Origin of the sequence: Catenuloplanes japonicus (assembly GCF_000717135.1) — a bacterium.
GTDB lineage: Bacteria > Actinomycetota > Actinomycetes > Mycobacteriales > Micromonosporaceae > Catenuloplanes > Catenuloplanes japonicus.
This window is the reverse complement of record NZ_JNXY01000015.1, coordinates 167,084-192,428: the sequence shown is the minus strand read 5'-3', so window position 1 is coordinate 192,428 and position 25,345 is coordinate 167,084. Positions and strand designations below refer to the sequence as shown.

Here is a 25,345-nt window from a genome sequence, read left to right as displayed (position 1 = left end):
TCGAGGGTGAGGACGGGCCTGTGAGGACGAGCCGGATGGTGCGCGCGGTCGGCGCGGCGGCCACGGTCATGACGATCGCCGCCGGTTGCGCCGGGGGCGCGGCTCCCGAGCGTACGGAGGCATCGGCCGTCCCCGCCGCCGCCGTGCCGTCGGCCTTCGTGCCGAGCGCTCCGCCGCCGGAGGAGGCGGCGCGGCAGGCAGCCCTGGCGGCGCTACCGGAAGACCTGCGCAAGCGGGTGCCCACGTTCGGGCCACCGCCCGCGCCGACCAAGGTCACGCTGCCGACGAACGGCACCGCGGGCTGGTTCAGCAACATCCCGACCGAACAGAAGATCGCCTTCATCACGATCGACGACGGCTGGTCGAAGGACCCGATGGCGCTCACGCTGTTCCAGGCGGCGGACGTGCCGGTCACGCTGTTCCTCGAGATCGACGCGATCAAGTCCGACCCGGACTACTTCACGTCGCTGCGCGACCAGGGCGGTGCCACCCTCCAGAATCACACGATCAGCCACCCCGACCTGCAGGGCATGTCCTACGACGCCCAGAAGACGGAGATCTGCGGGGGCTCCGACAAGCTGGAGGAGTTGTACGGGGAACGGCCGACGCTCTTCCGGCCGCCGTTCGGCAGCCACGACGCCAACACCCTCAAGGCGGTGCACGACTGCGGCATGAAGGCGGCGTTCTTCTGGCGCGAGACGACCGACAAGGGCAAGATCTTCTACCAGGCCGAGCACAAGGTCCAGCCGGGCGACATCATCCTCATGCACTTCCGGCCGCAGTTCACCGACGACTTCCTGGCCGTGCTCAACGCGATCCACGAGGCCGGCCTGACCCCGGCCCGGCTCGAGGACTACATACCCTGACCGGGGCCGGTGGCCCGAGCGGAGGCTCTCGATCCCCTTGGAGCAGCCCACCCAGCCCGCCGCGACGATCGGGGCGTCCCCGACGATGTCAGAACGGCATCGGGGGCGCCCCGATCGTCGCGGCGGGCCCGAGTGCGGCGGCGGGCAGGCCGGTGCGGCGGGCCGACGTTCCGAGTGGGGGCAGTCCGTACATGTCCTGGAGTGTGCGGAGCAGGTCGTAGTGGTCGAGGCGCTGGGCGTGCCGGCCGGGGCGCATGCCGGCACCGGCCACGATGGTGACGATGCGGTTGTTCTCGGAGAACGTGTGGCCGGCGTCGAGCAGCCGGCGGCCGAGGTTCGGGCGAGACCGCGGTGACGCCGCGGGAGTTCGCGCTGCTGGAGTTCCTGCTGCGAAACACGGGGCAGGCGGTCAAGAAGGAGGTCGTCGGCGGATCATCGCCCCGGTTCCCTGAGAATTCGCCGAAAGCCGGGTCAGAGGAACTGCTGGCCGAGAAGGAGGATGTTCAGCCCGCTGAGCACCGTCACCACCACCGACATGCAGGCCACGGTCGTACGGCTGTTGACGTGCTCGCCCATGATGCTGCGTCGGCTGGTCAGCACGAGCAGGCCGATCAGCGCGAACGGGATGCCGAAGGACAGCACGACCTGGCTGAGCACCAGCGCCTGGGTGGGGTCGACGCCGGAGCAGAGCAGCACCACCGCGGGTGCCATGGTGACCATCCGGCGTACCGTCAGCGGGATCCGGATGCGCAGGAAGCCGTCCATCACCATCTGCCCGGCCGCGGTGCCGACGCTGGACGACGCGATGCCGGAGGCCAGCAGCGCGGCGGCGAAAGCCAGTGCGGCGCCGCCGCCGACCAGGCGGTCGAGGCCGACGTGCACGCCGTCGAGCGTGATCGCGGGGCTGCCGGGGCCGTGGTGGAACAGTTTGGCCGCGAGCGCCAGCATGCTCAGGTTCACCAGCCCGGCGAGCGTCATCGCGATGCCGATGTCGACCCGCTCCAGGCGCAGCAGCTGGCGCTTCTCGTCGGCGGTCCGGCCGGCCGCACGGCCGCACATCAGGCCGGAGTGCAGGTAGATGGCGTGCGGCATGACGGTCGCGCCGATGATGCCGACCGCGAGCAGCAGCACGTTGTCGCCGCCGATGCTGGGCAGCAGGCCGGAGAGGCTCCCCGAGGCCGACGGCGGGACGCGCAGCACCAGGTAGAGGAAGCCGGCGCAGATCAGCGCGAGCATCGCGCCGATCGCCAGCTCGAACGGCCGGTAACCGCGGCGCTGCAGGCCGAGCACGGCGAACGCGACCACGGCGGTGATCGCGGCGGCCAGCGGCATCGGGATCCCGAACAGCAGGTTCAGACCGATCGCCGCGCCGACGAACTCGGCCAGGTCGGTCGCCATCGCGACGATCTCGGCCTGCCCCCACATCACCCACGAGCGAGGCCCGGGAAAGGTGTCCCGGAAGACGTGCGGGAGGCTCCGGCCGGTGACCACGCCGAGCTTCGCGGACATGAACTGGATCGGCATCGCCACCAGGTTGGCCAGCACGACGACCCAGACCAGCCGGTAGCCGGTGCTGGCCCCGCCGGCGAAGTTGGTGGCGAAGTTGCCCGGGTCGACGTAGGCGATGGCCGCGACGAACGCCGGGCCGAGCGTGGTGGCGGCCCGCAGGCGGACCGACGGAGTGCCGGGCTGCCGGAGCAGGGAAACGGGGTAAGCCATCGTGCCGGAGTCTCCTCATAGGCGTCCGGGCCCGCCACGACGGCGGGCCCGGTACGGATTCGTCAGGAACTGGTGTTCAGGGATCCGTTGACGCCGGCGGGGTAGAAGCCACCCTTGGTGACCTGACCCGGGTTGAGGTAGACGATGTTGAGCACCCGGTCGTACGAGCGGCTGAAGTTGATGCCGTTCTTGTCCGTGGGGTTGATGTTGGCGTTGCGGTCCCGAATGATGCCCTGGTCCTCGTCGCCGTACCCGTCGAGGATGTTCCGCGCCCCGGACAGCTTCGCGGCCCGCGCCCCCATGCCCTTCTCGAACAGCTGGGACCGGATCGTCGCCGCGTGGTACGCCTCGGCGGACAGGATGCCGGCCGCCGCCTCGAGGTAGGTCTTGTTCGTGATCAACGGCGCCGCGCCCTTGTAGGCGGTCACGCCGACGTCCTCGAACAGGAACGCCGCGAGCAGGAAGTTGTTCTCGTTCTTGTACGGGTCGAAGAACTCGGTCGGCCCGATCAGCTTCGCCGCCCGCGCCGCCGACGTGAAACTGTCCCGGATGTTGATCGCCGGCCGGGACACCGCCGCCGAGCCGAGCGCGCTCCGCAGGAACTTCACGTGGGCCAGCTCGTCCGCCGCGATCTCCATCGCGTACTGACGGATCCGGGACGACTGGAACGGGACCTTCCGGCCGCCCGTCACCATGCCGTGGGTCCCGGTGCCCGTGGTGAGACTGTCCGCGAGGCCGTGCCCGTGCACGGCGAAGGAGTAGAACTCCCCTTCGAGATATTCGAGATTCAGCGCGAAGTTCAGGACCGCGCCGTCGCTGGGGGCCTCGGCCGCCCCCACCGGGGCCTGCGCGGCCGCCGGGGCAGCCGCGGCAGCACCGGCGCCGAGCACGCCGGCCCCGACGATGCCGAGGCCGAGCGCGCCGGCGCTCTGCAGGAACCGGCGCCGGTCATCGACATTCTCCGAACTACGGCTGATCATCTGCCGAACGAGCTTCTTTCCGAACACCTGGTGCTCCTCAATGCTGATGGCGATGCCCCACGTCCGCCGGGCGTGCGACGTCCCGGCTCCGCGTTCCCCCGTCCGGGCATGGCTTCGCCACGCTGTGATCCCGATGGGTGGAGGCGGAAACCGTGATCTGCCTGCCGGTCATGAGGCGATGAAGATCGACGATCCGTCGTCAGGTGATGCGCAGGCCACGGCCGAACCCCGGCCGGGCAGGGCGAGAAGTCCGCTCCGGCGGCGCCGGAACGTCGAATCGGTGCGGCGGTGACGCTCGCACCCTTGTCGAAGATACGAGCACCACGAACCGCTTTTCAGCCGGAAACCATAATTGCCGATGAAATCGGCACGCCCCGCGACGCGGCGTGCTGGAGGTGATGATGAGCCGGGTGAGCGCCACCGGGAACCCCGGGGCCGCTGGGGCAAGAACGCCGCCTCAGTGGGCGTGGTGGTGGCCTGCCAGGTGGGTGCGGCGGTGGTGGGAGAGCGCTGAGTGGTGGGCGGAGCCTGCGTGGGAGTCGGGGTCGGCGTGGACGGTGACCGTGTCGAGGCGCGGGACCGCGTGGGTGAGCTGGTGCTCGGCGTCGGCGGCGATCTCGTGGGCGGCCAGCAGCGTCAGTCCGGCGTCGAGCACGATCTCGGCCTCGGCGTGCATGCGGTGGCCGATCCAGCGCAGCCGCAGGTTACTGACGCCACGCACGCCCGGCACCTCGCGCAGCGTCCGCTCGGCGGCGTCGACCAGGTCCGGGTCCACGCGGTCCATCAGGCGGCGGTAGACCTCGCGGGCCGCGTCCTTGAGCACGAACGTGATCGCGATGGCGATGGCCAGGCCGACGATCGGGTCGGCCCAGCCCCAGCCGAGCCAGGCGCCGCCCGCGGCCGCGACGACGGCGAGCGAGGTGAAGCCGTCGGTGCGGGCGTGCAGGCCGTCCGCGACCAGTGCGGCCGAGCCGATCCGGCGGCCGACCCCGATCCGGTAGCGTGCGACGAGTTCGTTGCCGAGGAAGCCGATCACGCCGGCGGCGAGGACCCACGGCAGGTGGGTGACGGTCCGCGGATCGAGCAGCCGGTGCACTGCGGTCGCGCCGGCCAGGAGGGCTGAGCCGGCGATGACCAGCACGATCACGATGCCGGCGAGATCCTCCGCGCGTCCGAAGCCGTAGGTGTAGGCGCGCGTGGCCGCGCGTCGGCCCACCACGAAGGCGATTCCCAGGGGTACGGCCGTGAGCGCGTCGGCGACGTTGTGCAGCGTGTCGCCGAGCAGCGCCACGGAGCCGGACAGCAGGACGACGACCACCTGCGCGGCGGCGGTGAGGCCGAGCGCGACCAGGGAGATCCACAGCGCGCGCAGGCCCTCGCGGGAGGACTCGAGCGCGGAGTCGACCTTGTCCGCGCTGTCGTGCGAGTGCGGCGTGAGGAGATGCCGCAGCCTGCCCCGCGCACCGTGCTCATGATCGTGGTCGTGGTCGGTGTGGTGCGCGCTCATGGTCGGGTGCCTTCGTTCGGTCGCCGGTGGACCACGTCACGATATGTGCTCACGTACGCACGCGACAACGCGGCAACTGCCACGCCGGTGCAGGTGCGACCATGGCGCTCAGGGAGCCGGTGTGTGCCTGACGTCCGCGCAGAGCACCCGGAACACGACCGCCTGCGGGACGAACAGCGCCATCGGGAGCAGCACGACCACACCGGCACCGGCGTCGCCCCGGTGGCCGGTGCCGAGCGGCAGTCCGTCGGCCAGGTCGGCGCCCATCCAGAAGAACGCGGCGTAGCAGTAGCAGGCGGTCAGCAGCCCGAGGCCCGTCCGCCACCGGCGGGTCAGGCCCGCGACCAGCAGGACCAGCAGGATCAGCAGCGTGACCACGGTGGGTGTGGCGTCCGCGTACCACCCGGGCAGCCAGACCCGGTGTGCCTCCACCGTGGCCGGTCCGGTCGTCTCCCACCACACCGGCACGGTCAGCAGCAGCGCGCCGGCGGTGACTGCCGCCGCGGCGAGCAGCAGCACCGTGCGCTCGTGCCGCTGCGGTACCGCCAGCACCGCCCCGATCACGAGCAGCAGGACGACGGCGGCCAGCCCCAGGTTCGCCCCTTCCGCGCCGGTCGCGGCGTAGGCCTGCCACTCCCAGACCTCGGGCGCCCAGGCGCGGTGCGCCGCGGCGTCCCGCTCGAACACCTGCGTCAGCAGCACGGCCCACGCGATCGCGGCGGTCGCGGTCGCGCCCAGCCCGGTCCGGACCGCCACCGGCACCACGCGGCCGGGCACGGGCAGGACCGCGACCGCGAACGCGACGAGGGCGACGGCCGCGCAGCCCAGGAACACGAGCCCGAACCCGGCCGGTCCCGGCAGGACGGCGTCCTGGCCGGGCCACCAGGCCGTGATCGCCGAGCCGGACAGCAGCAGTCCGGCGACGACGATCGTGATCAGCACGCCGGGGCGCGAACCGGCGGGAGCCGGCTCCTGCGGGCCGAACGGGCGGCTCACCAGCCACTGGAACATGCCCGCCTCGGCCTCCTCCGCGTCGGTGTCCGTCGGCCGGGGCCGGTACCGGCCGATCGCGACCGCCATCCCGGTGACGGCGAGCGCGGTCAGCTCCAGCACGACGAACGCCAGGGAGGGTGGCACCGGAACGTCCTCCAGCAGGCCGGGCCAGTCCTCCGTGTCCACCGTCGACATGCCGAAGGCGACCACCGCGCTCAGCTGGATCAGCGTGACCAGCGCCAGCAGCCCCACGGTCGGGGTGCCGCCGCGCATCAGCAGCGGCACCGCACCGGCCGACGCCGCCAGGAGCCCGGCCACGGACAGCACGATGGACAGCTCCCGCACGCCCGGCGACATCGTGGTGAGGTCGAGCACCCAGTCCGGCCGGCCCGGCGCCCAGGGCGGGGCGAGCAGCGCACCCAGCGCCATCAGCACCAGGCCCGGCACCACCAGCAGCAGGCCCCAGCCACCTCGTCGCACGGCGCCACCTCCGGCTCCAGTAAACCGAACGACGTCAATGCCTCTACCTGCGACGGTCGCGAGCCAGGAACTCCTCCAGGGCTTCGACGAAGCGAGCCGGCCGCCCCTGGCAGCAGCTCGGTCACCTGGTGAGCCGGGTCATCGGGCGCCCGGTGAGCGTCTTCGCCCAGGGCCGGTAGCGGGTCCGCCACCTGCACCGCGTGGTCGGCATCCTGCGCGAGCACATTGCCTTAATTCATAGTCTGGAGTAAATATCTTGGCGTGGAGCGGCGTGAGTTTCTCAAAGCGGCCGGGGTCACGCTGGCGGGCGTCGGCCTGCCCGCGGTGCAGGCCACCGAGACCCTGGCGGACTACGACAGTCACCGCGCGGACGGGCGCAGCCTGACCGTGACCAGCGCGGCCGGACAGCGGCTGCGGATCACGGCGTACGGCGGGCAGATCGTGCGGGTGCGCGCGGTCCGGGCCGGTGAGGAGTTCTTCGCCGACGACCGCTACGAGTTCGTCGACCCGGTCAACCACGCCGGGATGGGCGGCACGCTCACCGTCACCGACCTCGGGGACCGGCTGGTCGCCGACGCCGGCCCGCGCGTGGTCATCATGAAGAACCCGCTGCGCGTGTCGTTCCACGACGGTGACACGCGGTTCGCCGGCGAGGACGCGACGCACAGCCTGACCTGGGACGGCGGCGTGGTCCGGCAGTCGTTCGCCGCGCCCGCGGCCGGGGAGCGCTTCGTCAAGGGCGGGCACGGGTTCTTCGGGCGGTCCCCGCGCGTCGACCGGACCGGTGAGACCGTCGCGCACAACTACGGCACGCGGTCGAACCCGGTCGACCAGGCCCCGGCCGTCGTCCAGCTCTATCTCTCGTCGCGCGGCTATGCGGTGTTCGTGAACACGTCGTTCGACACCACGTTCCACTTCGGCAACGGCGACGCGTACGGTTTCGACACCGGGGCCCCGCAGCTGGACTACTTCGTCATCCGCGGCCCGCGGTTCGCGCAGCTGCTCGACAATTACACGGCGCTGACCGGACGGCCCCGGATGCCCCGGCTCGGCGTGTTCGGGCTGCAGCTGTCGGACAAGAACTTCCCCTCCACCAGCGACCAGAACTGGTGGACCAGCCGGATCACCACGTTGCGGAACGCCGGCTTCCCGCTCGACGTGCAGGTGCACGACAACCGCTGGCGCGAGGGCAGCGGCGCGTGGAGCGGGTCGTGGTTCGAGTTCAGCAGGGCGCGCTGGCCCGACCCGGCCGCGTTCAAACGCTGGGCCGACGAGCAGGGAATCCTCACCGTCCTGGACTACAACCGCAACAACTCCAACGAGATGGCCGGCTGGTCCCCGGCGTACAGCTTCCGGCCCGAGGATCTGACCGCGGTCCCCCACAACGACGCCGTGCCGGACTGGACGAACCCGGCCACCGGCGCCTGGGCGTGGAACGTGTTCTGGACCAAGGCCCTGGACCCGGCGCTCGGCTTCCCCGGCGACGGGCTGTGGATCGACGAGCCGGACGACCTCGGCTCGATCGCGCTCAGCGCGCCGGCCGCGAACGGCTGGCGCTGGTCCGAGCTGCGCAACGCGTACTTCCTGCACCTGCACCGGGGCGTCGTGGCCACCGGCTGGGACCGGGCACTGCCGCAGAAACGGCCGTGGGTCTTCACCCGCGGCGCGAGCGCGGGACAGCAGCGCTGGGGGCACCTCTGGACCGGCGACACCCAGTCGACCTACGGCGAGATGCGCGAGCAGATCCGCGGCATGCTCAACGCCGGGCTGGGCGGCTTCCCGTACGCGAACATCGACGCGGGCGGCTTCTTCGGCAAGGTGCTCCCCGGCGACCTCTACCGCAACTGGGTGGCGGCCTGGGCCAGCATGTCACCGATCTGGCGGCCGCACTCGGACGGCAACGTCGACAACGACGGCATCCGGGCCTCCCGCTGGCCCATCGACCAGGACGCGGCGGAACGCGACGAATTCCTGCGGTACGCACGGCTGCGCTACACGCTGCTCCCCTACATCTACACGATCGCGCGGCAGGCGCACGCGAGCGGCATGCCGATGGCGCGGGCGATGGTCATCGACCACCAGGACACGCCGATGGCGTACGCGCACGACCTGCAGTACATGTGGGGCCCGTCGATCCTGGCCGCACCGGTCACCACGGACGTCGACGGCGCGGTCCAGAACGTGTGGCTGCCGGCCGGCGAGACCTGGTACAACTTCTGGTCCGAGGCGCGGTCCGCCGGTTCGGACACGGCGGAGAAGGCGTACGTCACCCGTACCGGCGAGATCATCCTGTTCGTGAAGGCGGGTGCGATCCTGCCGCGCTATCGCTATGCGCAGAGCACCGCGTTCCTCGACAAGTCTCACCTGGAGCTGGACGTCTACACCGGCAAGGACGGCGTGTTCGACCTGTTCGAGGACGACGGGGTCACCACCGCGACGGCCTCGGCCGTCACGCCGCTCGCGTTCGACCAGGCGGCGATGGCCGTCTCGATCGGCCGCCCGGCAAGCACCTATCCGGGCGCGCCCGCGGCCCGTCGCTACGTGGTGCGGCTGCACGGCCTCTCCGCGCCGGTCGACATGCGGCAGGACCAGCCGCTGCCGGCGTTCTCCTCCGAGACCGCGGCCGTGCTGCACGGCTCCGGCCAGTACTGGGACGCCGCCCGGAGCACGCTCTCGGTGGTCACGCCGGTCACGGCCGGCGCGGTCACGCTGCGGCCGAGCGGCCGGCCGTTCCCGCCGGTCACCGGGCCGGCCGTCTACCCGGCCGAGGACGCCGTCCGCAGCGGCGTCACCATCGGCACCCAGCACAGGGGATACACCGGTCACGGGTACGCGGACTACGCCAACGCGACCGGCGACTACCTCGAGTGGACCGTGACGATCAACACCGCAGGACCACACACCCTGTCCTTCCGGTACGCCAACGGCGCCGCCACCAGCCGCCCGCTCACTGTCTCGGCGACCGGCGCACCCCTCGACCTCCCGCCGACCGGCGCCTGGACCACCTGGTCCACCGCGTCGCTGACCGCCATGCTCCCGGCCGGCCGGGTCACCATCCGCGCGACCGCGGCCGGCGCGAGCGGCCCCAACATCGACTGCCTCACGATCTCGGCGCCGGGACGGTAGCGAATCGGCCGGTGGCGCCGGTCTGATCGTCGTCGATGAGCTGATGCCGGGCTTATCCGCCCGGCCGTAGCGTCGGCGATCCGCCGCCCCGAGCGCGGCCGGTCCCTGGAGGCGATGTGGTCACCCATCTGCTGTTCACGCTCACGTTCGTCGTGCTGTTCGTCGCGTTCTCGGCGGTGATGCTGACGCTGCTGCTCAGACTGGCACACGCGCACGGCCTCGACCGGAGGTACGCGGCCTGGTCCGCGGTCTCGCTCGCGCTGCTTCTGGCCCTGACCGCGCCCGTGGGTTCCGTGGTGGAGGACTGGCAAGGCGCGGCCGAGGCCTTCGCGTGGAGCATCACGGACCCGGCAGCGCTGGTCCTGGCGTTGTCCGAACTACCGACCGAGGCGGAACGGCAGGCGAACGTCCTGCTCTTCGTCCCGGCGGCCTTCTTCCTGTCACTGCTCACCCGCCGCCTCGTGCCGGTGATCGGCGCGCTGTCCGGCCTGTCATTGATGATCGAACTTGTGCAGTCCGTCTCCACGGAGCGTTTCGGCACCGTGGCCGATTGGGCCTACAACACCATCGGCGCCGCCATCGGCGTGATCGCCGCCCGCGCCTACCGTTCGTACAGTTCGCCGACGTCGACACCGGCGATCGTGCGGCCGTCGCGCAGACGGAGCGTCAGCAGCGAGGCGGGGGCGGCCTCGGACGGGCCTCGGGGTACCAGGCGAGAAGACAGCCGTCCCGGGCCATGGCGGTGACGGTCGCCCGCGTCTCGCCCGTCGGCGCGCGGACCGTGATCTCGACAGCGGCGACCTCCGTGCCGATGCGCCCGGACATCATGCCGATGCAGCCCCTCGCCGGCCGGTCAGCCACCTCGGGACCCCGCTCTCGTCGATGTCGAGCAGCATGTCCGAGACCAGGCAGGAGACCGATCCGTCGGCGGCGCGGCCGATCCACACCGGGTAGGCCCCGTCGCCCCAGCCGGACTCCCAGGCCACCACGTCGCCGTCGCCGGCCGGGCCGAAGCCGGGGCCGGGCCGCGTCTCGTAGTCGTCCAGCATCTCCCACCAGACCTCGGCCTCGGCCAGGCGCGCGACGTTGGCGGCGTCCAGAAAGCTCGCCATGCCCGCGTCCACATCGAAACCGTGGAACTCGCCGTCGCCCAGATCGAGCAGATCCTGGCCCTCGCACAGCGCCATCTCCCAGCGGGCCACCGGCGCGCCGGTCACCTCGAGCCGTGCCGCGGACACGCGCCTGTGCCCCGGATCGCCGTTGATCACCGCCACGAAGACCATCACCGGGTACGTCCCCGGCGGCACCTCGACCAGCAGCGGCTGCATCTCGGACTCGATCAGGTTCGGATCCGCCGCCACGATCCGGCCGGTCGGCAGGTGCACCGTGCCGGCGGGAAGCGCCTCTCCCACGTACCCGGGGAAGGTCAGGGGTTGCGGGGTTCTCCACCCGCGGCCGGTCGGCGAGGCCGTCAGGCCGGCGTCGCCGTCGGCGTCCGTGATCTGCGCGTCGCCGTCGGGGAACAGCGGCGCCCAGTCACCGAAGACAGGCGGTGTCCGTCTTGGCGCGTCCTCCTCGGCTCGCCCGTGATTCGTGCCCAGCACGCCGTTCTCGTAGCGGGTCCTGGAATCGTCGGTCCGGATCCCGTTGCGTTTCCAGGTGCTCCGCCGGTATTCCGCCGACTCGACCGTGCCCTCGTAGGGGGTGCGCAGCGGGCCCGACCACGTCTCCACGCTGCGCAGGAACAGGTCACCGTCCGGGTGCCGGCGCCAGTCGTGCGCGGACACCGCCCGGCCGTCCTCGCCGAACCGCCGCAACCCGAGATATCCACCGCCGCCGTCGACGTGCAGCACCGCCGTGCACCGCCCACCGGCCGCGAACACCACCGCATACGCTTCACCGGCCGCGTGCCGCCGCGCCGCCACCGCCCGCGGCAGCACACCGACGAGCCCGTCGTCCCAGTTCTCCGCGTACACCGCCACAAGCTCCACGGCCGCAGACCCTAGCGACACCCACCGACATTTCCGGGCCGGCGCCGGCCCACCGTCACGATCAAAAGCCCGCGGGGGTACGGAATCAGGGCTGCAGGCGCTGGTGGCTCCAACCGCTGCCGGCACGGGTGCAGGCGAGCCGCCGGTGGAGGCGGTCGGGGCTGCCGTACCAGAACTCGGCGCGGTGCGGGAGCAGCCGGTACCCGGCCCAGCCGTCCGGGCGGGCGATCGGCGCGCCACTGTCGCGCACGTCCTCGGCCCGGCGGCGTAACGCCTGCTCGTCGTCGCGCGGACGGCTCTGCCGGGATGCGGCCGTGGTCGCCTGCGCCGCGCGCGGACGCTCCGCGAACAGTGCGTCGGACACGCTGTCGCCGCGGTGCTCGACCGGGCCGGCCAGGTGGATCTGCTGCGGTTCGCGCACGCCGCGGGCGACGGCCGCGGCCGGCCACGCGCGGGCCGGCGCGATCGGGTCGCCCGGCGGTGCGTCGAACTCCGGCAGGTCCAGGTGCGCGTCGCCGCTCAGGGTCTGCGCGCTCATGTCCGTACCCCCGTGGTGTTCTGGTGTGTGGTCCTGAAGAACATGTCAGCCGGGTGCGGAACCTGCGAGGCTGTTTCTTGCCAAACACCCCGCACATCCTCGCCACCGTCCCGCGCCGCGGCCGGTCTCCGCCGGGCCGGGCCCGTCTTAGGATCGACGGGTGTCGGCCCACTCACGGCAAGGGGAATCATCGTGCGCCTGATCAGGATCCGTGCCGCCTGGCTCGCCGCCGCGGTCGTCGCGGCCGTCACGCTCGGCGGCGCCACCGCCTCGGTCGCCGAGACCCCCACGGAGTCCGGGAAGCGCGGGACCACGCTGTACGTGGACGGTGCGGTCGTGCAGCGTCTGCGGCTCACGGCCGGCGCGCTGACGACGCTGCCGCGGCAGACGGTCACCGTGACGTTCCGGGGCAGCGCGGGTCTGCAGACCCACACCTACACCGGACCGCTGCTGCGGGACGTGTTCGCGCTCGCCGGCCCGGCGTTCGATCCCGCGGTGCGCGGCGACCGGGTCCGGCACACGGTGACCGCGACCGGCGGCGACGGGTATCGGGCCGTGCTCGCCTGGGCCGAGGTCGACCCGGACTTCGAGGGCAAGGACGTCCTGGTCGCGGTCACCGAGGACGGCCGGGCCACCGCCGACGGGCGGCCGCGACTGGTCGTGCCGGGCGACGTCGAGGGCAGCCGGCACGTTGCTGGCCTCGTTCACCTGCGTTTGAGCCGGTAGACGGCGCAATCCTGCACGCTCAGCCCGGGAGCTGGAGGGTGATGTCGGCGCGGTGACCGTCCTCGGTGGAGCGGTAGGCGGGCCAGCTGCCCGGGGAGCCCTTGGCGAGGCGGATCTCGATGTCGGTGTTGTTGCGGTAGGGGCCGGGGCCGCGGGTCACGTACGGCGGCAGGGACTGGACGTGGGAAGCGAAGTCGTCGGGGAAGTACAGCTCGGTGCCGAGCGCGGCCTTGCCGTCGAGGCTGACCTGGGCGTGGATGTGCAGCGTGCGTGGCGTGTACCAGCCGGGCACGACGGTCAGGAACTCGACGTGGCCGCTCTCGTCGGTGGTCTGGGTGCCACGGAGGAACATGGCGTCGTCGGTCGGTCTGAAGCGGCGCAGCGTCAGCGAGATCAAGGCCGGGAACCGGTCGGCACCGTAGCGCTGGTAACCGGAGTAGACGCCCTGCGCGTCGCAGTGCCAGATCTCCACGGTGGCCCCGGGAAGCGGCGCCAGGGTGCCCGTGCGCACGACGCGGAGGCGCAGCAGCAGCGGGATGCCGTCGCGGTCCTCCCGCACGTCGCGGCGTACCGGTGAGCCGGCGATGTAGTACGGCCCGTTGCCCTGACCGGCCGTGGCCTGACCGGGGTCGAGCGTGGCCGCGCGGCGGATGGCGGTCCGGTTGTCGATGACACCCAGCAGCGTCGTCAGGACGCGGCGGCGCACCCGATCGCGTAGTGATGACGGCATGTCGGCTCCTCGGTTCGGCAATGCTTGGACAGTCCAAGCATTGCCGAGAAGCTTGGAGTCGTCAAGCATTGGACTATCCAAGCAAACGGGCTAGGGTGACCGCATGGAGTTGACCTATCAGCTGCTGCGACTGCTGCACGCCGCGGAGGGTGCGACCAACGCGGAGATCCAGGACGTGCTGGCCGAGCTGAGGATCACCCATGCGCTGGCGGACCTGCTGTGGCAGCTGGATCCGGACGTGGACGCGCCGACCATGCGGCAGATGGCGGCCAGGCTCCGCTGCGACCCATCGACCGTAACCTTCCTCGCCGACCGGCTGGAGCAGCTGGGCTACGCGACGCGCGCCCCGGCCGGCGCCGACCGGCGGGCCAAGGCGCTACACCTGACCGAGGACGGCCGCGCCGCGCGCGACCGCCTCGTCACCGCCGCCACCACCCGCACGCCGATCGCCCGGCTCAGCGAGGCCGAACAACGGCACCTGCACACGTTGCTGACCAGGGCGCTCGGCTGACCGAGGTCAGGGCGTGGTCATGTCGGTGAGGTCGCGGATCAGCTCGGACAGGGCGACCAGGTGGAGCCGGCCGAGCGGCACCTCGGCGCGGTCGCGGACGATGCGCAGACGCCGCAGGGACTGGCCGCCCAGGTCGTCCGGAGAGCCGATGGAGATGCCGGGGCACGAATCGGTTGGCCGGACGGTCCAGCAGCGCGGTGAAGGCCTCGTCGGCCGGCATGACCGCGATCATCGACACGATGAGCCGGAGCGGACGAGAACGACCGGCCCGGACCGCTGTTCGACCGGCTGACCAGCGGTGACGTCCCGTTGGACGACAGCGGCGTCCTGATGGTGTCGCAGACGTCCTACGACCACACCCGGGCGTACTGGGACGGGATCGGGGTGACGATCGCCGGCCGCCGCGTCCTCGACCTGACGGGCGGCTGGGGCGGGAAGCCGCCGAGCGGGATCGACCACGTGGTCGTCGTGACCCACCGGCCGGCACCCGAGGGCTGGGACCCCGAGGCGCCGTTCCACTTCGTCGGCGGCGTCGAGGCGGCCGTGGCCAGGGCACAGGAGCTCGCCGGTGACCGCCTGGTCGAGGTCGCCGCCGGCGACGTCGGCGGCCAGGTGCTCGCCGCGGGCCTGGTCGACGAGGTGCGGATGGACGTCGCGCCCGTGGTCTTCGGGTCCGGCAGACGCTTCTTCGGCTCCGTCGACGCACAGCACCTGCTGGACGATCCGGACGTGGTGCTCCAGGGCAACCGCGTGCTCCACCTCCGCTATCCGGTGCGCCGCTGACCGGGCCGAGCCGTCAGTCATCCCTCAGCGCCAGCGTCAGGGCGCGGGTGATCTCGGAGAGCACGATCGCGTCGGTGCTGTCCAGGTCGACGTGGTTGATGCGCTGGTCCGGGGATCCGCCGCCGGCCCACAGGCCCGGGGTGAGCGTGATCGTCGCGCCCTCGCGCGTCATCACGTCCTGCACGCCGTGGTCGTCCGGGTCGCCGCGCCGCCAGCCGTGCCGTTCCAGGCCCAGCAGCAGCGCGGCCGGCACGGTCCGGCCCTCGAAGCGCCGCAGGTCCGGGTCCGGATACGTCTCGCGTCCGAGCTGGGGGAACGGTTGCAGGATCTCGTAGTCGGCGAACAGCGCCGCCCAGGCCGTCAGCGTGTCGCCGAGCGCGATCGGATGCACCACGCCGACCGTCGCATCGTCCGCGACCGTCACCGGCCGGTCGGTCACGTCGGCGCAGGTCCGGTCCTCGGCCACCCGGAAGGCCATCCCATCGGCCGTCCACACCAGACGACGCACCAGGTGCACCAGCAGCGGGTGGCCGGCCAGGTGGCGGGCGAACTCCGCGCCGGTCCACCGCCGGCCGGTCACCATCGCGGTCTCGAGGCGGCCCAGCTGGGTGGCCGCGATCGTCCGCACGTCCTTGCGCAACCCGGAGAACCGGCGGTACGGCTCGGGATCGTCGCGCACGCCCGGCTTCGGCAACACCGTCAACCGCTTGCCGGAATCGTCCGTCACATACGGCTGCAACCGCTCGTCGAACCCGACCGTGAACGCGCGCGCACCGTAGTCCAGACGCATCGACCCGTCCGCGGCCAGGCCCAGATCCGGCACCAGCTGGTCCGGCCGCAGCCCGAGCGCGGCGATCCTGTCGGCCGCCCGATCGCGCAGCGACCCCACCTTCGCCTTCTCCGCGATCGTGGCGAGGTGCAGCAGCGCGGTGTCCGTACCGATCAGCGCCAGGATCTCCACGCCGACGGCCGCGCGCGCCTGGTTCCCCTCGCTCGGCCACGCCCGGATCAGCGGCGACAACCCGCGCACCACGTCGTCGTCGCCGAGGTGCGCGAGCGCCTCGAACGCCCACGCCTGCTTCGCCGGATTCCCCTCCGCCTGCCAGCGCGTGAACAGCGCCCACCCGAACGCGCCCAGATCACGCCGGTCCACCAGATCAACAACGAAGGTCAGGCCGGGGTACGGCTCGTCCAGCGTGGAGATCGACAGCATGGCGAGCACCTGCCGCACCGCGTCCAAGGGCAACACACCATCGGGGGTACGCAGCGGCGGCAGCACGGCCGCGTCCGCCCACGCCGGGATCGGCGGCATCGTGGCCGGCACCCGGTCCAGCGGATCCGTGCCGAGCAGCACCTCGATCGCGGCAGCGGCCTCGGCACCGTGGGACGCGGCGGCGGCACGGACCACGTCCGCGTGACCGGCGGAGACGATCGCGCGCAGCGCCCGTTCGGCCCGGCCGCGCGCGGTGGCGGCCTTGCCGAGCGCGGCCGGGATCAGCGCGCGGGCCGCCGCGTACGGGTGCCGGGTCAGCCACCGCAGCGCGGACGGACGTTTGGTGCCGCCGCGCGCGTACGCCTCCGCCATGGTCGTGGCCAGCTGCGGCGACGTGAACGGCAGCAGCGTGTCGGCGGACTTCGGCATCTTCCGGGCCGCGAACCAGACGGCCGGGTAGGCGTCCACACCGAACCGGGCCGCGATGTGACGCATCATGTCCTGCGGCGCGTCGTGCCAGTCCGGCTTCCAGTGCCCGAGCCACGGGCGCGCCTGATCCTCCGGCGCGATCGAGAAGAAGCCGCCCGCGTCCCAGTCGGAGACGGGCTCGCCGTCCCGCAGACGCGCGATGATCTCGGTCCAGTCGTCCCGGTGCCCGCGCGAGAACGAGATCTCGCGCCACGCCTCCAGCTCGCCCGGCTCCCACGCGATCGCCACCGGGTCGTCGCAGGTCAGCGACGTGATCACGGTCGGGGTGCGGGCCGGGCGCGGGGTGGCCCACGGCGGGCTGACCAGCACCGGCGGGAGCGTGCTCGTCGGTGCGGCGCCCGCATCGGCGGCGTCGAGCAGCGCACGCACCCGGTCGGCGGCGGCCGGGGGCAGCGTCGGCACGATCGACGCGGCCAGCTCCTGGCAGCCCAGCACCCGTACCCTCAGAAGCTCGGCAGTTGCTCTGTGCTCCGGGGGCCGGGCGGCCAGCAGGCGGATCGCGCGCGCGGGGAAACGGTCCGCGGCGTCGCGGAGCTCGGCGATGCGATCCAGGTCGATCAGTGCGTCGAACGCGGCGTCGGCCGGCATCGCCGCGATCACCGCGACGAACGGCGCGGGATCGTAGCGGTGCGTGGTGGCCCAGGACAGCAGCGCCGGGAACGCGTCCACGCCGATCGCCTCGACGAGCGACGCGACCACACCCGGCCTGCCGTCCATCCACCACCAGTTGGTCACCGAGGCGAGCCGGTCGGCCTGTTCCGCCGTGCCGGCGGCGCCGAGCAGCACGGCCGCCACCGATTCCGAGCCGCACTCCGACGTGTCCGCCTCCACCCAGGCGGCCTCGGCAGGCGCGAGGAACGACGTGGCGGCGCGGCGCAGCGGGTTCGTCCCGCGGTGGGTGGCCAGCAGCGCCACGACATCGCGGTACTCGTCGTCGGCGGCGGTCGCCAGCGCGTGCCGGACGATGCCGGCCAGCCCCAGCAGCACCTCGTCGGCCAGCGGGTAGCGATGCCGGTCGGTGGCGTCGATCCGCTCCAGCTCCCAGAACCCTTTGGTGGCCCGCGGTACGAACGTGTACGCCATCGACGACAGCTCGACGACGGCCTCGGCCGCGAACCGCAGGCCGTACCGTGCCAGCCACAGGTCCGCGACGGCCGCGAGGTTCACCTGGTCGCGCCAGTGCTGTGAACGCCAGGCCAGCACGGCCGCGGCCGCGGCGTACGGCGTCGGGTCGGGCTTGCCGTCGTGATAGGCCAGCGCGGCCCCGTTCTCGTCCCGCAGCTGCGCGGGCGTCTCGCGCCGGCGCACGTCCGCGAGCACGGCGAGCGCCGCCTCCGCGTCGACGCGGCGCGGCCGGAGACCCGGCTCACCGCGCCGGACGTAACGCTTGCGGCGCAACGCCGGCGGCACGACGAACTCGTCCTCGTTCGGCACTCTGTGTCTCCCCCGCGTCAGGATGGCGAAGCCATCATGCACCCCGCTGCGCGACGGCCGGCCGCTGCCGTGGCGCGTCGATCTCCACCACGCGCTCGACCTGGCAAGACGCGATGCCGGTGAGGGCTGTCTGCGATCGAGGCCTGATGCGGGTCGCGTCCACGCCGGATTCGGATCCGGGATCGAAGCATGGCTGACGATGGCGGGGAACCGCGGACCTGGCCGTGGTCCCGTAACCGGGAGCTCCAGGCCGGATCCACCGATCGCTCGCCCACCAGGGCGGTGCCGGCGAGGGCTACTGACGGCACTCTCGCCATCGGCTGAACGGTGCCCTGATCAGGTGCGATTCGCTGACCGGCGTGCCGGGCGGACGGTCCTACGATTACCGGCGATGAACGGCTACCAGCTCGCGATCGACTACGGTACGTCACATTCGGTCGCGGTGCTGCGCCGTACGGACGGCACCACCACCCCGCTGCTGTTCGACGGCAGCCCGCTTCTGGCGTCCGCGGTCCTCGCCGAGGCCGACGGGCGGTTCCTGGCCGGCCGGGACGCGGTGCGGGCCGCCCGGGAGACGCCGTCCGCGCTGGAGCCGAACCCGAAGCGCCGCATCGACGAGCTGGAGGTGTTCCTCGGCGCGCGGGCGTACCCGGTGCCGAGGTTGATCGCGGCGACGCTGGCCCGGATCGGCGCCGAGGCGGAGCGGGTCACCGGCGGGGGCGGCTACGAACTGACCATGACCTGCCCGGTCTCCTGGGGGCCGGCCCGCCGCCGGGTCCTGGTCGAGGCCGCGCAGCTCGCCGGGCTGCCCCGGCCCGCCCTGGTCCCGGAGCCGGTCGCGGCCGCGTCGTACTACACCGCGTCGCTCGGCAACACGCTCACCGAGGGTGGCTGCCTGCTCGTCTACGACCTCGGCGCCGGGACGTTCGACGTGACCGTGGTGCAGCGGCGCGGCGACGGATTCGACGCGCTCGCCTATCGCGGCCTGGACGACGTGGGCGGCCTCGATCTGGACGAGGTGCTCCGGCAGCAGGCCGGCGCCGTCCTGCACACCACCGATGCGACGCTCTGGGGCCGGCTCGATCAACCCCGGAGCCCGGCGGAGGTACGCGCCCGCGTCCAGCTCGGCACGGATCTGACCGAGGCGAAGGAGACGCTGTCGCGGCACGCCTCCGCGCGGCTGTTCGTGCCGCTGTTCGACACGACGCTGCACCTGACCCGCGAGGAGTTCGAGGCGGGGGCCACGCCGGTGCTGCAGCGGACGGTGGACGCGACGCTGGCGACGATCCGTGAGTCCCGCATCCCGGCCGATCGGCTGGCGGGGGTGTTCCTGGTCGGCGGGTCCAGCCGGGTGCCGCTGGTGGCGACGCTGCTGCACCGGGCGCTCGGCGTGCCGCCGACGACGCTGGAACAGCCGGAGACGGTCGTCGCGACGGGCGCGCTGGACACCCCGGCGGGGCAGGCGCTTCCGGAGGGCCGGCCGCTCACCGATCCCGGTGCTCCGACGGCCGCGACACCGCAGGCCGCCACCCCGCCCGCCCCAGCACCGCAGGCCGCCGCCCCGGCAGCGCAGACCGCTGCCCCGCCCATCCCGGCACCGCAGACCGGCGCCTCACCCACGGCAGCGCCGCGGCCTGGCACCCCGCCCTCCGCAGCGCCGTGGACCGCTGCCCCGCTCTCCGCGGCGCCCCTGCCTGCCGAGCAGGCCTCCGACGCGGCCACCGCGAATGCAGCTGGGCCGGCCCGATCCTCCGCGGCCGGGAGCCAGACCGGACCTCTGCCGACTCCCCCACCACCAGACAGGCCGACGCTCCCGGGCCCGGAGACCGCGTCCACCGCGGTCCCTCCGCCGCCGGTGGCCGAGATCGACGTACCCCGGCAGGCACCTGGAACGACAGGCGAGGAGACGCCCGCCGACGGACGGAGACGGACGATCAGCCGCCGCGGTCTGCTCGGCATCGGCGCCGGTGTGATCGCCGCTGCCGCCGCCGGGACCGCCGGCTACATCGCGCTGGGTGACCGCAAGCAGGAGGATCCGGGAGCGGAAGGGTCGCGGGCGAGCTTCACGAAGGCCTGGTCGGCGTCCACGATCGGGCATCCCGTGGAGACCGTCCTGGTCACGGACGGGGTCGTGATCGTCGCCGGGAAGGCGTCCAGCGGCACCTGGAAACTGCACGCCCTGGACCCCTCCGACGGTACGGTCCGCTGGTCGCAGAGCTACACCGCGATGATCACGGAGCTGTGCGCCGCCCAGGGCCTGCTCGCCTTCGTCTGCTTCGACGACAAGTCCACCGACGAGCAGTACCTGCTGCACGTCGCGAGCCTGACCGACGGCGTCGACACGTGGAGCAACCCGTACCCCGGCACCCACCGGATGGTGATCGTCGAGGACACCCTGGTGATCAACAACCAGGAGGACGCGGCCGCGAACACCTGGGCGCTGAGCGGTCTCAACCTGCGCAACGGCACGAAGAACTGGACGCTGACCACGTCGGCCAGCGAGCTGGCGAGCCTGGACCGGCTGCTCATGCACGGCGTCAACGACTCGATCACCCGCCGCAACGCCCAGACCTCGGAGGAGATCTGGTCCTTCCCGGCGCCGGACGGTGAGACGCTCGGCGGCATGCTGGCCATGGACGACTTCGTGATCGTGGCCGGTGCGACCGCGGACGCCGCCTGGGGAACCCGCGGCCGCAACCTCTATGCCGTGGCCGGCACCGACGGCGCGGCACGCTGGACCTACACCGCGCCCGGCGACATGAACCTGGCCGATGCGGTCCTGGCCGGCGGCGTCATCGCGGTCGGCGTGGAGAAGGGCCCGCTGGTCGGCGTGGACGCGGCCACCGGCGCCGTGCGCTGGCAGCGCACCCCGGAGGAGTTCCCGCCGCTCCAGGACGGCGGCTGGCCGTGGATGGCCGGCTACCTCGGCCACCTCTTCGTCTTCGGCACCGACCGCGTCTACGCGCTGGACGGCGCCACCGGCGCGACGCTCACCGAGACCTCGGTGCCGGGCCGCAAGGGGTACGCCGTCGTCGACGGCACGGTCTACGTCGGCGATGAGCAGGGCCTGACGGCTTACTCGTTCAACCCGTGATCACCGGCGGACGTCACCACCGGAGAGCGCGGCCAGGTCGGCACGCGAGGCGAGCCCCTCCCAATCCCCCGTGGTCGAGACCGCGATCGCGCCGCACCCGGCCGCGCGGGCCAGGCGGTCGGGCGGCGGGAGGCCGTCCAGCAGGCCGGACAGGTAGCCGGCCACGAACGCGTCGCCCGCGCCGACCGGGTCCACCTGGGTGACGGGCACGGCTGGGGCGCGCCAGAAGCCGTCCGCGGTCACCGTGGCCGCGCCGTCCGCACCGAGCTTGATCACCGCCTCGGCCGGGCTGAGGGCACGCAGCGCGGCCCCCAGCTCCCCGGGTTCGTGCGCGCTCGGCGCGCCGAGTGCGAGGGCGGCTTCCTCCGCGCCGGCGAAGACCACGTCCGCCTGCGCCGCCAGCGCGCGCAGCACCGGGGCGGCGCGGCCGGGCGGCCAGAGCCGGGAGCGGTAGTTGACGTCGAGGCTGACCGTCACGCCGGCTGCGCGCGCCCGCCGGACCGCCTCGTGCACGGCCGAGGCCGCGCTGTCGCTCAGCGCGGGCGTGATGCCGGTGACGTGCAGGATCCGCGCGGATTCGATCAGGCCGTCCGGCAGGTGGGCGGCGTCGAGGCGACTGCCCGCCAGGCCGTCGCGGTAGTAGTCGACCACCACCCGGTCGGCCGTGCGGCGGTGCCGCAGCAGCAGGCCGGTGGGGTGGTCCGGGTCGCGGGTGGCCGCGCGGACGTCCACGCCGGCGCCGCGCAGCGCGTCCAGGATCAGGTCGCCGGCCGCGTCCGTGCCGACCCGGCCCAGCCAGGTGGCGGTGTGGCCGAGGCGGGTCACGCCGATCGCCACGGTCGACTCCGCACCGGCGAAGGACAGCTCGGCCGGGGTGCCCGGGAGCGGGCGGCCCGGCGCGGAGGCCCGGACGACGAGCATCGCCTCGCCCAGCGTGACCAGGTCAGGCATCTGCGAACTCCGTCAGCCGGTCGGTCAGTTCCCGTGCCCGCCGGGCGAGCGCGGCCAGGTCGCCACCGTCGTCGGCGGCGTCGCCGATCAGCGGGCCGCCGAGCGCGACCGCGCGTGCCCCGGCCCGCAGGTAGTCCGCGGCTGCCTCGACGGTCACACCGCCGGTCGGGACCAGCGGGATGTCCGGCAGCGGCGCCCGGACCGCGCGAATGTAGGCGGGCCCGCCGGCGGTGTCCGCGGGGAAGACCTTGACCAGCGTCGCGCCGCCGAGGTGGGCGGTGAGGATCTCGGTCGGGGTCAGCGCGCCGCAGGCGACCGGCACGCCGTGGCGCCTGGCCTCGTCCAGCACACCGGGCAGTACCGCGGGCGTGATCAGGAACGTCGCGCCGGCCTCCACCGCGCGGGCCGCCCCGGCCGCGTCGAGCACGGTCCCGGCGCCGACCGCGATCAGTCCGGGCGGCACCGCGGCGATCGCCGCCTCCGCGCCGGGCGTGGTCAGCGTGACCTCGACCGCGGTGATCCCGTTCGCCGCCAGCGTCTCGACCACCGCGGCCACCCGATCCGACGCGCGGGCCCGGATGATCGCGATCGCCGGGTTCCGCCGCAACGCCGTCTCCAGCGTGGTCATCGCCCGTCTCCCGACCGGGCCGGCGCACAGGCGCGGCCGGGCCCGGCGGCCCGGCCGCGGCGCGGTGCCGTCATCGCGGGCCTCCCCGCGCGGCCCGTGGCCGGTCCGGCGACCGAAACCGAACGTTCCGCCTGCGGCGCCACCTCGTCATCACACGCTCCTTGCGCGACTCGCGACTCGCGACCCGCGGATGAGCCTGTCCGGCGGGCGGGCATTGATCATCGCAGCGGCGGGGTCGCGGCGCCATGCGGTCACCGCGGGTCGCCCAGCACGGTCCGCGGCCGGCGGACGAACTCGATCGCGCGCACCTCCAGCGCGGTGCCGGTCCGGACCTGCGGCGAGACGTAGATCGGCGCCTCGGGATCCCGGGGCAGGATGCGTAGTTCGAGGCCGTGCGTGACCGCCTCCTTGTGGTGGCGGCGCAGCGGGATCTCCCAGACCCGGCCGTGCCAGAACTGGTCCGCGATCAGCCGGCCGTCGAGGTGGGCGCGGGCCACGTCGCCGGTCCAGTCGATGCGCAGCAGCACCTCCGTGCCCGGGTCCGCGAACAGTTCCTCCGGCACCGTGACGTGCACGATCCGGGCCGTGGAGAAGTCGGCCGGGGCGGACGCCCGCCCGGTGGCCGCGTCCAGCACGGTGTCGCGGGCCGGGCCGGCGGGCTGCAGCAGCGTCGTCTCGGCCGGGAGCGGTGTGAGGTCGCCGGTGGAGAACTCGTGCACGCTGAACACGCCTTCGGTCCGGTGGCCGTCGACCGGCGGATACACGAACACCGGCGCGGGCGGGCCGTAGACGATCGCCGTGCCCTCGTCCAGCACGACCGGGGCGGCGCTGATCACCAGGCGGTCCGCGCCCCAGAGCGTGCCGCGCGTGGCGTGCAGGGCGGCGGCGTGATCGAGCACCAGGATCGCGGCCGCGCTGCCGTCCGGGGCCGTGATCCGGCGCAGCCCGCCGAGGCCGGGCACCAGATCGTCGATGAGAACCCCATCAACCACGAGCTCCAGCGGTACGCCCGGGGTCTCGCTCAGCACGGCCGTGGGCACACCCTCGACGACCAGGTCGCACAGTGGCTGGGCGGTCGCGGTCACGATCCGCGCCGCGCCGATGGGCTGATTGAGCGGCCAGACGAAGTAGGCGCCGGACGGGATGGTGACCGGAGTTCGTGGCACGGCCAGATCGGCTGCTCCCAGCCGTACCGTGAAAAGTTTTTGATCGTGATCTGGCAGTGTCTCCACCGGCTGGTGGTTGTTGACGAAGAGGTAGCCGCTGTCACCGTCCGCCCGGACGGCCCAGCGCAGCGTGGTCCGATCCGCCGTGTCGCGAGGGGCGTCGGAAGGCAGGTGCAGGGTCATCGGGGCCAGGCGGTGGCCGTGGTCGGCGAGCCAGAGGTGCTGCTGGCGCAGCGCGAACCAGGAGGGGCGGAACTGTCCGCCGTCGCCGAGCGGTGCCTGGAAGTCGTAGTTGACCACCGGGCAGTCGTTCGGATAGCCGGTCGCGTGGGATTCCTGCAGCGTGGAGCGGGTGCCGATCTTCTGCGAGCCGCCGTGGTACATGTAGAAGCCCTGCAGCGAGGAACCGCAGCCGATCTTGACCAGCGACAGTGCGGCGAGGTCGTCCGCCTCCACGATCGGCCGGCGGTGGTAGGAGGTATACATGCCGCCGCCCAGCTCGCAGGTCGCCCAGGGGTAGCGGGTCAGATGGGACTCGTCGGTGGCCGCGACGGCGTCGGTGCGCAGGTCCGCGCCGATCGAGTCGTCGTCGCGGCCGGGGCCGAAGAAGTAGTGCGCGCGGCTCTGCTGCGGCCAGCCGTCGTGCGCGGTGTCCCAGGCCGCCTCGGAGTAACCGCCGAAGACCGGCAGCAGCTCGTCCGCGGGCAGCTGCGCGTGACCCCAGCCGGTCGCGGTCCACAGTGGCGCGTCCAGTCCGAGCTCCCGGATCAGGTGCTTGAGCGTGAGCAGGTGGCCGGGCTGGTCGTAAAGCTCGTTCTCCACCTGGATGGCGACGATCGGGTCCAGACCGCGCAGCCGGTTGACGACCTCGGTCAGGTACGGCCGGATCAGCGCGAGGTAGGCCGGGTCGTCGGTGCGGTGCCGGACCGGCGCGGCCACCACCCAGTCCGGGAAACCGCCGTGGCGGGACTCGCCGTGCACCCACGGCCCGAGCCGCGCCACCACCTCCAGCCCGGCCTCGCCGCACGCCCGCACGAACGCCCGCACGTCCCGGTCGCCGGTGAAGTCGAAGCGGCCGCGCTCCTCCTCGTGCACGTTCCAGAACAGGTAGGTGGCGACCATCGTGATGCCGCCCGCCCTGATCTTGCGCAGCTCCTCCGCCCACTCGGCCGCCGGGTAGCGGCTGAAGTGGAACTCGCCCATCACCGGGATGAACGGCCGGCCGTCCCGGGTCAGGTAACGCGAGGTGACCTCGATCGTCGACGGGTCACCGAGGCGCAGGTGCCCGGTCTGCGGTGCGCCGATGTCGGCCGGAACCTCGATGAACGGCAAGGCGCACTCCAGACGTGACGTGGTAGCTCATTTTAGTTCGGGGCTGACCGCGGAAGGCGGTGCTCTCAGTTCTCGCCGCTGCCTGCCG

General features: G+C 72.9%; 19 protein-coding genes. 7 read left to right on the top strand and 12 right to left on the bottom strand.

Going from position 1 to position 25,345, the window contains the following annotated elements; genetic code table 11:
- Positions 1 to 20: 20 nt before the first annotated feature.
- The gene (locus tag OP04_RS21520; protein WP_232323680.1) at positions 21 to 866 is read left to right on the top strand and encodes a polysaccharide deacetylase family protein; all 846 of its coding nucleotides are present in this window, start codon (positions 21 to 23) and stop codon (positions 864 to 866) included.
- A gap of 88 nt (positions 867 to 954) precedes the next feature.
- Here OP04_RS21520 and OP04_RS21515 read toward each other — a convergent pair whose 3' ends face one another.
- From OP04_RS21515 to OP04_RS21495, 5 genes are all read right to left on the bottom strand, one after another.
- Positions 955 to 1,137 carry a hypothetical protein gene (locus tag OP04_RS21515; protein ID WP_033341546.1) on the bottom strand — a complete coding sequence of 61 codons (183 nt, stop codon included), beginning with the start codon at positions 1,135 to 1,137 and terminating at the stop codon, positions 955 to 957.
- A 200-nt stretch (positions 1,138 to 1,337) separates the two neighbouring features.
- Positions 1,338 to 2,585: an Nramp family divalent metal transporter gene (locus OP04_RS21510; protein ID WP_033341545.1), complete on the bottom strand. Its 1,248-nt coding sequence runs from the start codon at positions 2,583 to 2,585 to the stop codon at positions 1,338 to 1,340.
- A gap of 62 nt (positions 2,586 to 2,647) precedes the next feature.
- Entirely contained in the window at positions 2,648 to 3,565 is a 918-nt protein-coding gene (locus OP04_RS21505) for a ferritin-like domain-containing protein (protein ID WP_198153925.1), read from the bottom strand.
- Between the two features lie 457 nt (positions 3,566 to 4,022).
- On the bottom strand, positions 4,023 to 5,072 hold the full coding sequence (locus tag OP04_RS21500) for a cation diffusion facilitator family transporter (RefSeq protein WP_033341543.1): 1,050 nt from the start codon (positions 5,070 to 5,072) through the stop codon (positions 4,023 to 4,025).
- 108 nt (positions 5,073 to 5,180) lie between these two features.
- Entirely contained in the window at positions 5,181 to 6,545 is a 1,365-nt protein-coding gene (locus OP04_RS21495) for a hypothetical protein (protein WP_033341542.1), read from the bottom strand.
- A 261-nt stretch (positions 6,546 to 6,806) separates the two neighbouring features.
- On the opposite strand from OP04_RS21495, the gene OP04_RS21490 reads away from it, so the two are divergent.
- Both OP04_RS21490 and OP04_RS21485 read left to right on the top strand, forming a co-directional pair.
- On the top strand, positions 6,807 to 9,671 hold the full coding sequence (locus OP04_RS21490; protein WP_051798550.1) for a TIM-barrel domain-containing protein: 2,865 nt from the start codon (positions 6,807 to 6,809) through the stop codon (positions 9,669 to 9,671).
- Between the two features lie 116 nt (positions 9,672 to 9,787).
- Complete coding sequence (locus OP04_RS21485; protein ID WP_033341541.1) at positions 9,788 to 10,417, top strand: VanZ family protein; 630 nt, start codon at positions 9,788 to 9,790, stop codon at positions 10,415 to 10,417.
- Positions 10,418 to 10,495: 78 nt separating this feature from the next.
- Here OP04_RS21485 and OP04_RS49920 read toward each other — a convergent pair whose 3' ends face one another.
- Both OP04_RS49920 and OP04_RS21475 read right to left on the bottom strand, forming a co-directional pair.
- The gene (locus OP04_RS49920; protein WP_198153924.1) at positions 10,496 to 11,662 is read right to left on the bottom strand and encodes a DUF4241 domain-containing protein; all 1,167 of its coding nucleotides are present in this window, start codon (positions 11,660 to 11,662) and stop codon (positions 10,496 to 10,498) included.
- An 85-nt stretch (positions 11,663 to 11,747) separates the two neighbouring features.
- Entirely contained in the window at positions 11,748 to 12,200 is a 453-nt protein-coding gene (locus OP04_RS21475) for a pyridoxine 5'-phosphate oxidase C-terminal domain-containing protein (RefSeq protein WP_033341540.1), read from the bottom strand.
- Positions 12,201 to 12,392: 192 nt separating this feature from the next.
- On the opposite strand from OP04_RS21475, the gene OP04_RS21470 reads away from it, so the two are divergent.
- On the top strand, positions 12,393 to 12,926 hold the full coding sequence (locus tag OP04_RS21470; protein ID WP_051798545.1) for a molybdopterin-dependent oxidoreductase: 534 nt from the start codon (positions 12,393 to 12,395) through the stop codon (positions 12,924 to 12,926).
- Positions 12,927 to 12,945: 19 nt separating this feature from the next.
- Here the strand turns inward: OP04_RS21470 and OP04_RS21465 are convergent, their stop codons facing one another.
- Positions 12,946 to 13,656 (bottom strand): dioxygenase family protein, encoded by a 711-nt coding sequence (locus OP04_RS21465; RefSeq protein ID WP_198153923.1) that lies wholly within the window; start codon positions 13,654 to 13,656, stop codon positions 12,946 to 12,948.
- A 103-nt stretch (positions 13,657 to 13,759) separates the two neighbouring features.
- On the opposite strand from OP04_RS21465, the gene OP04_RS21460 reads away from it, so the two are divergent.
- Positions 13,760 to 14,167, top strand: a complete 408-nt coding sequence (locus OP04_RS21460; RefSeq protein WP_051798540.1) for a MarR family winged helix-turn-helix transcriptional regulator — start codon at positions 13,760 to 13,762, stop codon at positions 14,165 to 14,167.
- Positions 14,168 to 14,476: 309 nt separating this feature from the next.
- Complete coding sequence (locus OP04_RS21455) at positions 14,477 to 14,950, top strand: dihydrofolate reductase family protein (protein ID WP_232323679.1); 474 nt, start codon at positions 14,477 to 14,479, stop codon at positions 14,948 to 14,950.
- A 13-nt stretch (positions 14,951 to 14,963) separates the two neighbouring features.
- Here the strand turns inward: OP04_RS21455 and OP04_RS21450 are convergent, their stop codons facing one another.
- Complete coding sequence (locus tag OP04_RS21450; RefSeq protein WP_051798535.1) at positions 14,964 to 18,086, bottom strand: DUF4132 domain-containing protein; 3,123 nt, start codon at positions 18,084 to 18,086, stop codon at positions 14,964 to 14,966.
- A gap of 391 nt (positions 18,087 to 18,477) precedes the next feature.
- Here OP04_RS21450 and OP04_RS49915 point away from each other — a divergent pair, with 391 nt between their 5' ends.
- Positions 18,478 to 21,180, top strand: coding sequence for an Hsp70 family protein (locus tag OP04_RS49915; protein ID WP_051798534.1), 2,703 nt, complete (start codon positions 18,478 to 18,480; stop codon positions 21,178 to 21,180).
- On the opposite strand, the gene OP04_RS21440 is transcribed toward OP04_RS49915, so the two are convergent.
- From OP04_RS21440 to OP04_RS21430, 3 genes are all read right to left on the bottom strand, one after another.
- Complete coding sequence (locus tag OP04_RS21440; RefSeq protein WP_033341538.1) at positions 21,181 to 22,131, bottom strand: sugar kinase; 951 nt, start codon at positions 22,129 to 22,131, stop codon at positions 21,181 to 21,183. It abuts the gene before it with no gap.
- Entirely contained in the window at positions 22,124 to 22,759 is a 636-nt protein-coding gene (locus OP04_RS21435; protein WP_033341537.1) for a bifunctional 4-hydroxy-2-oxoglutarate aldolase/2-dehydro-3-deoxy-phosphogluconate aldolase, read from the bottom strand. The genes OP04_RS21440 and OP04_RS21435 overlap by 8 nt, the downstream gene beginning before the upstream one ends.
- A gap of 251 nt (positions 22,760 to 23,010) precedes the next feature.
- Positions 23,011 to 25,257, bottom strand: a complete 2,247-nt coding sequence (locus tag OP04_RS21430) for a beta-galactosidase (RefSeq protein ID WP_085066649.1) — start codon at positions 25,255 to 25,257, stop codon at positions 23,011 to 23,013.
- Positions 25,258 to 25,345: the final 88 nt, after the last annotated feature.

What these genes read in the sequence shown, in the direction of transcription:
- OP04_RS21510 (WP_033341545.1), bottom strand. Translation starts at nt 2,585, where the DNA reads ATGGCTTACCCCGTTTCCCTGCTCCGGCAGCCCGGCACTCCGTCGGTC.
- OP04_RS21505 (WP_198153925.1), bottom strand. Translation starts at nt 3,565, where the DNA reads ATGATCAGCCGTAGTTCGGAGAATGTCGATGACCGGCGCCGGTTCCTG.
- OP04_RS21500 (WP_033341543.1), bottom strand. Translation starts at nt 5,072, where the DNA reads ATGAGCGCGCACCACACCGACCACGACCACGATCATGAGCACGGTGCG.
- OP04_RS21475 (WP_033341540.1), bottom strand. Translation starts at nt 12,200, where the DNA reads ATGAGCGCGCAGACCCTGAGCGGCGACGCGCACCTGGACCTGCCGGAG.
- OP04_RS21465 (WP_198153923.1), bottom strand. Translation starts at nt 13,656, where the DNA reads ATGCCGTCATCACTACGCGATCGGGTGCGCCGCCGCGTCCTGACGACG.
- OP04_RS21460 (WP_051798540.1), top strand. Translation starts at nt 13,760, where the DNA reads ATGGAGTTGACCTATCAGCTGCTGCGACTGCTGCACGCCGCGGAGGGT.
- OP04_RS49915 (WP_051798534.1), top strand. Translation starts at nt 18,478, where the DNA reads ATGAACGGCTACCAGCTCGCGATCGACTACGGTACGTCACATTCGGTC.
- OP04_RS21440 (WP_033341538.1), bottom strand. Translation starts at nt 22,131, where the DNA reads ATGCCTGACCTGGTCACGCTGGGCGAGGCGATGCTCGTCGTCCGGGCC.
- OP04_RS21435 (WP_033341537.1), bottom strand. Translation starts at nt 22,759, where the DNA reads ATGACCACGCTGGAGACGGCGTTGCGGCGGAACCCGGCGATCGCGATC.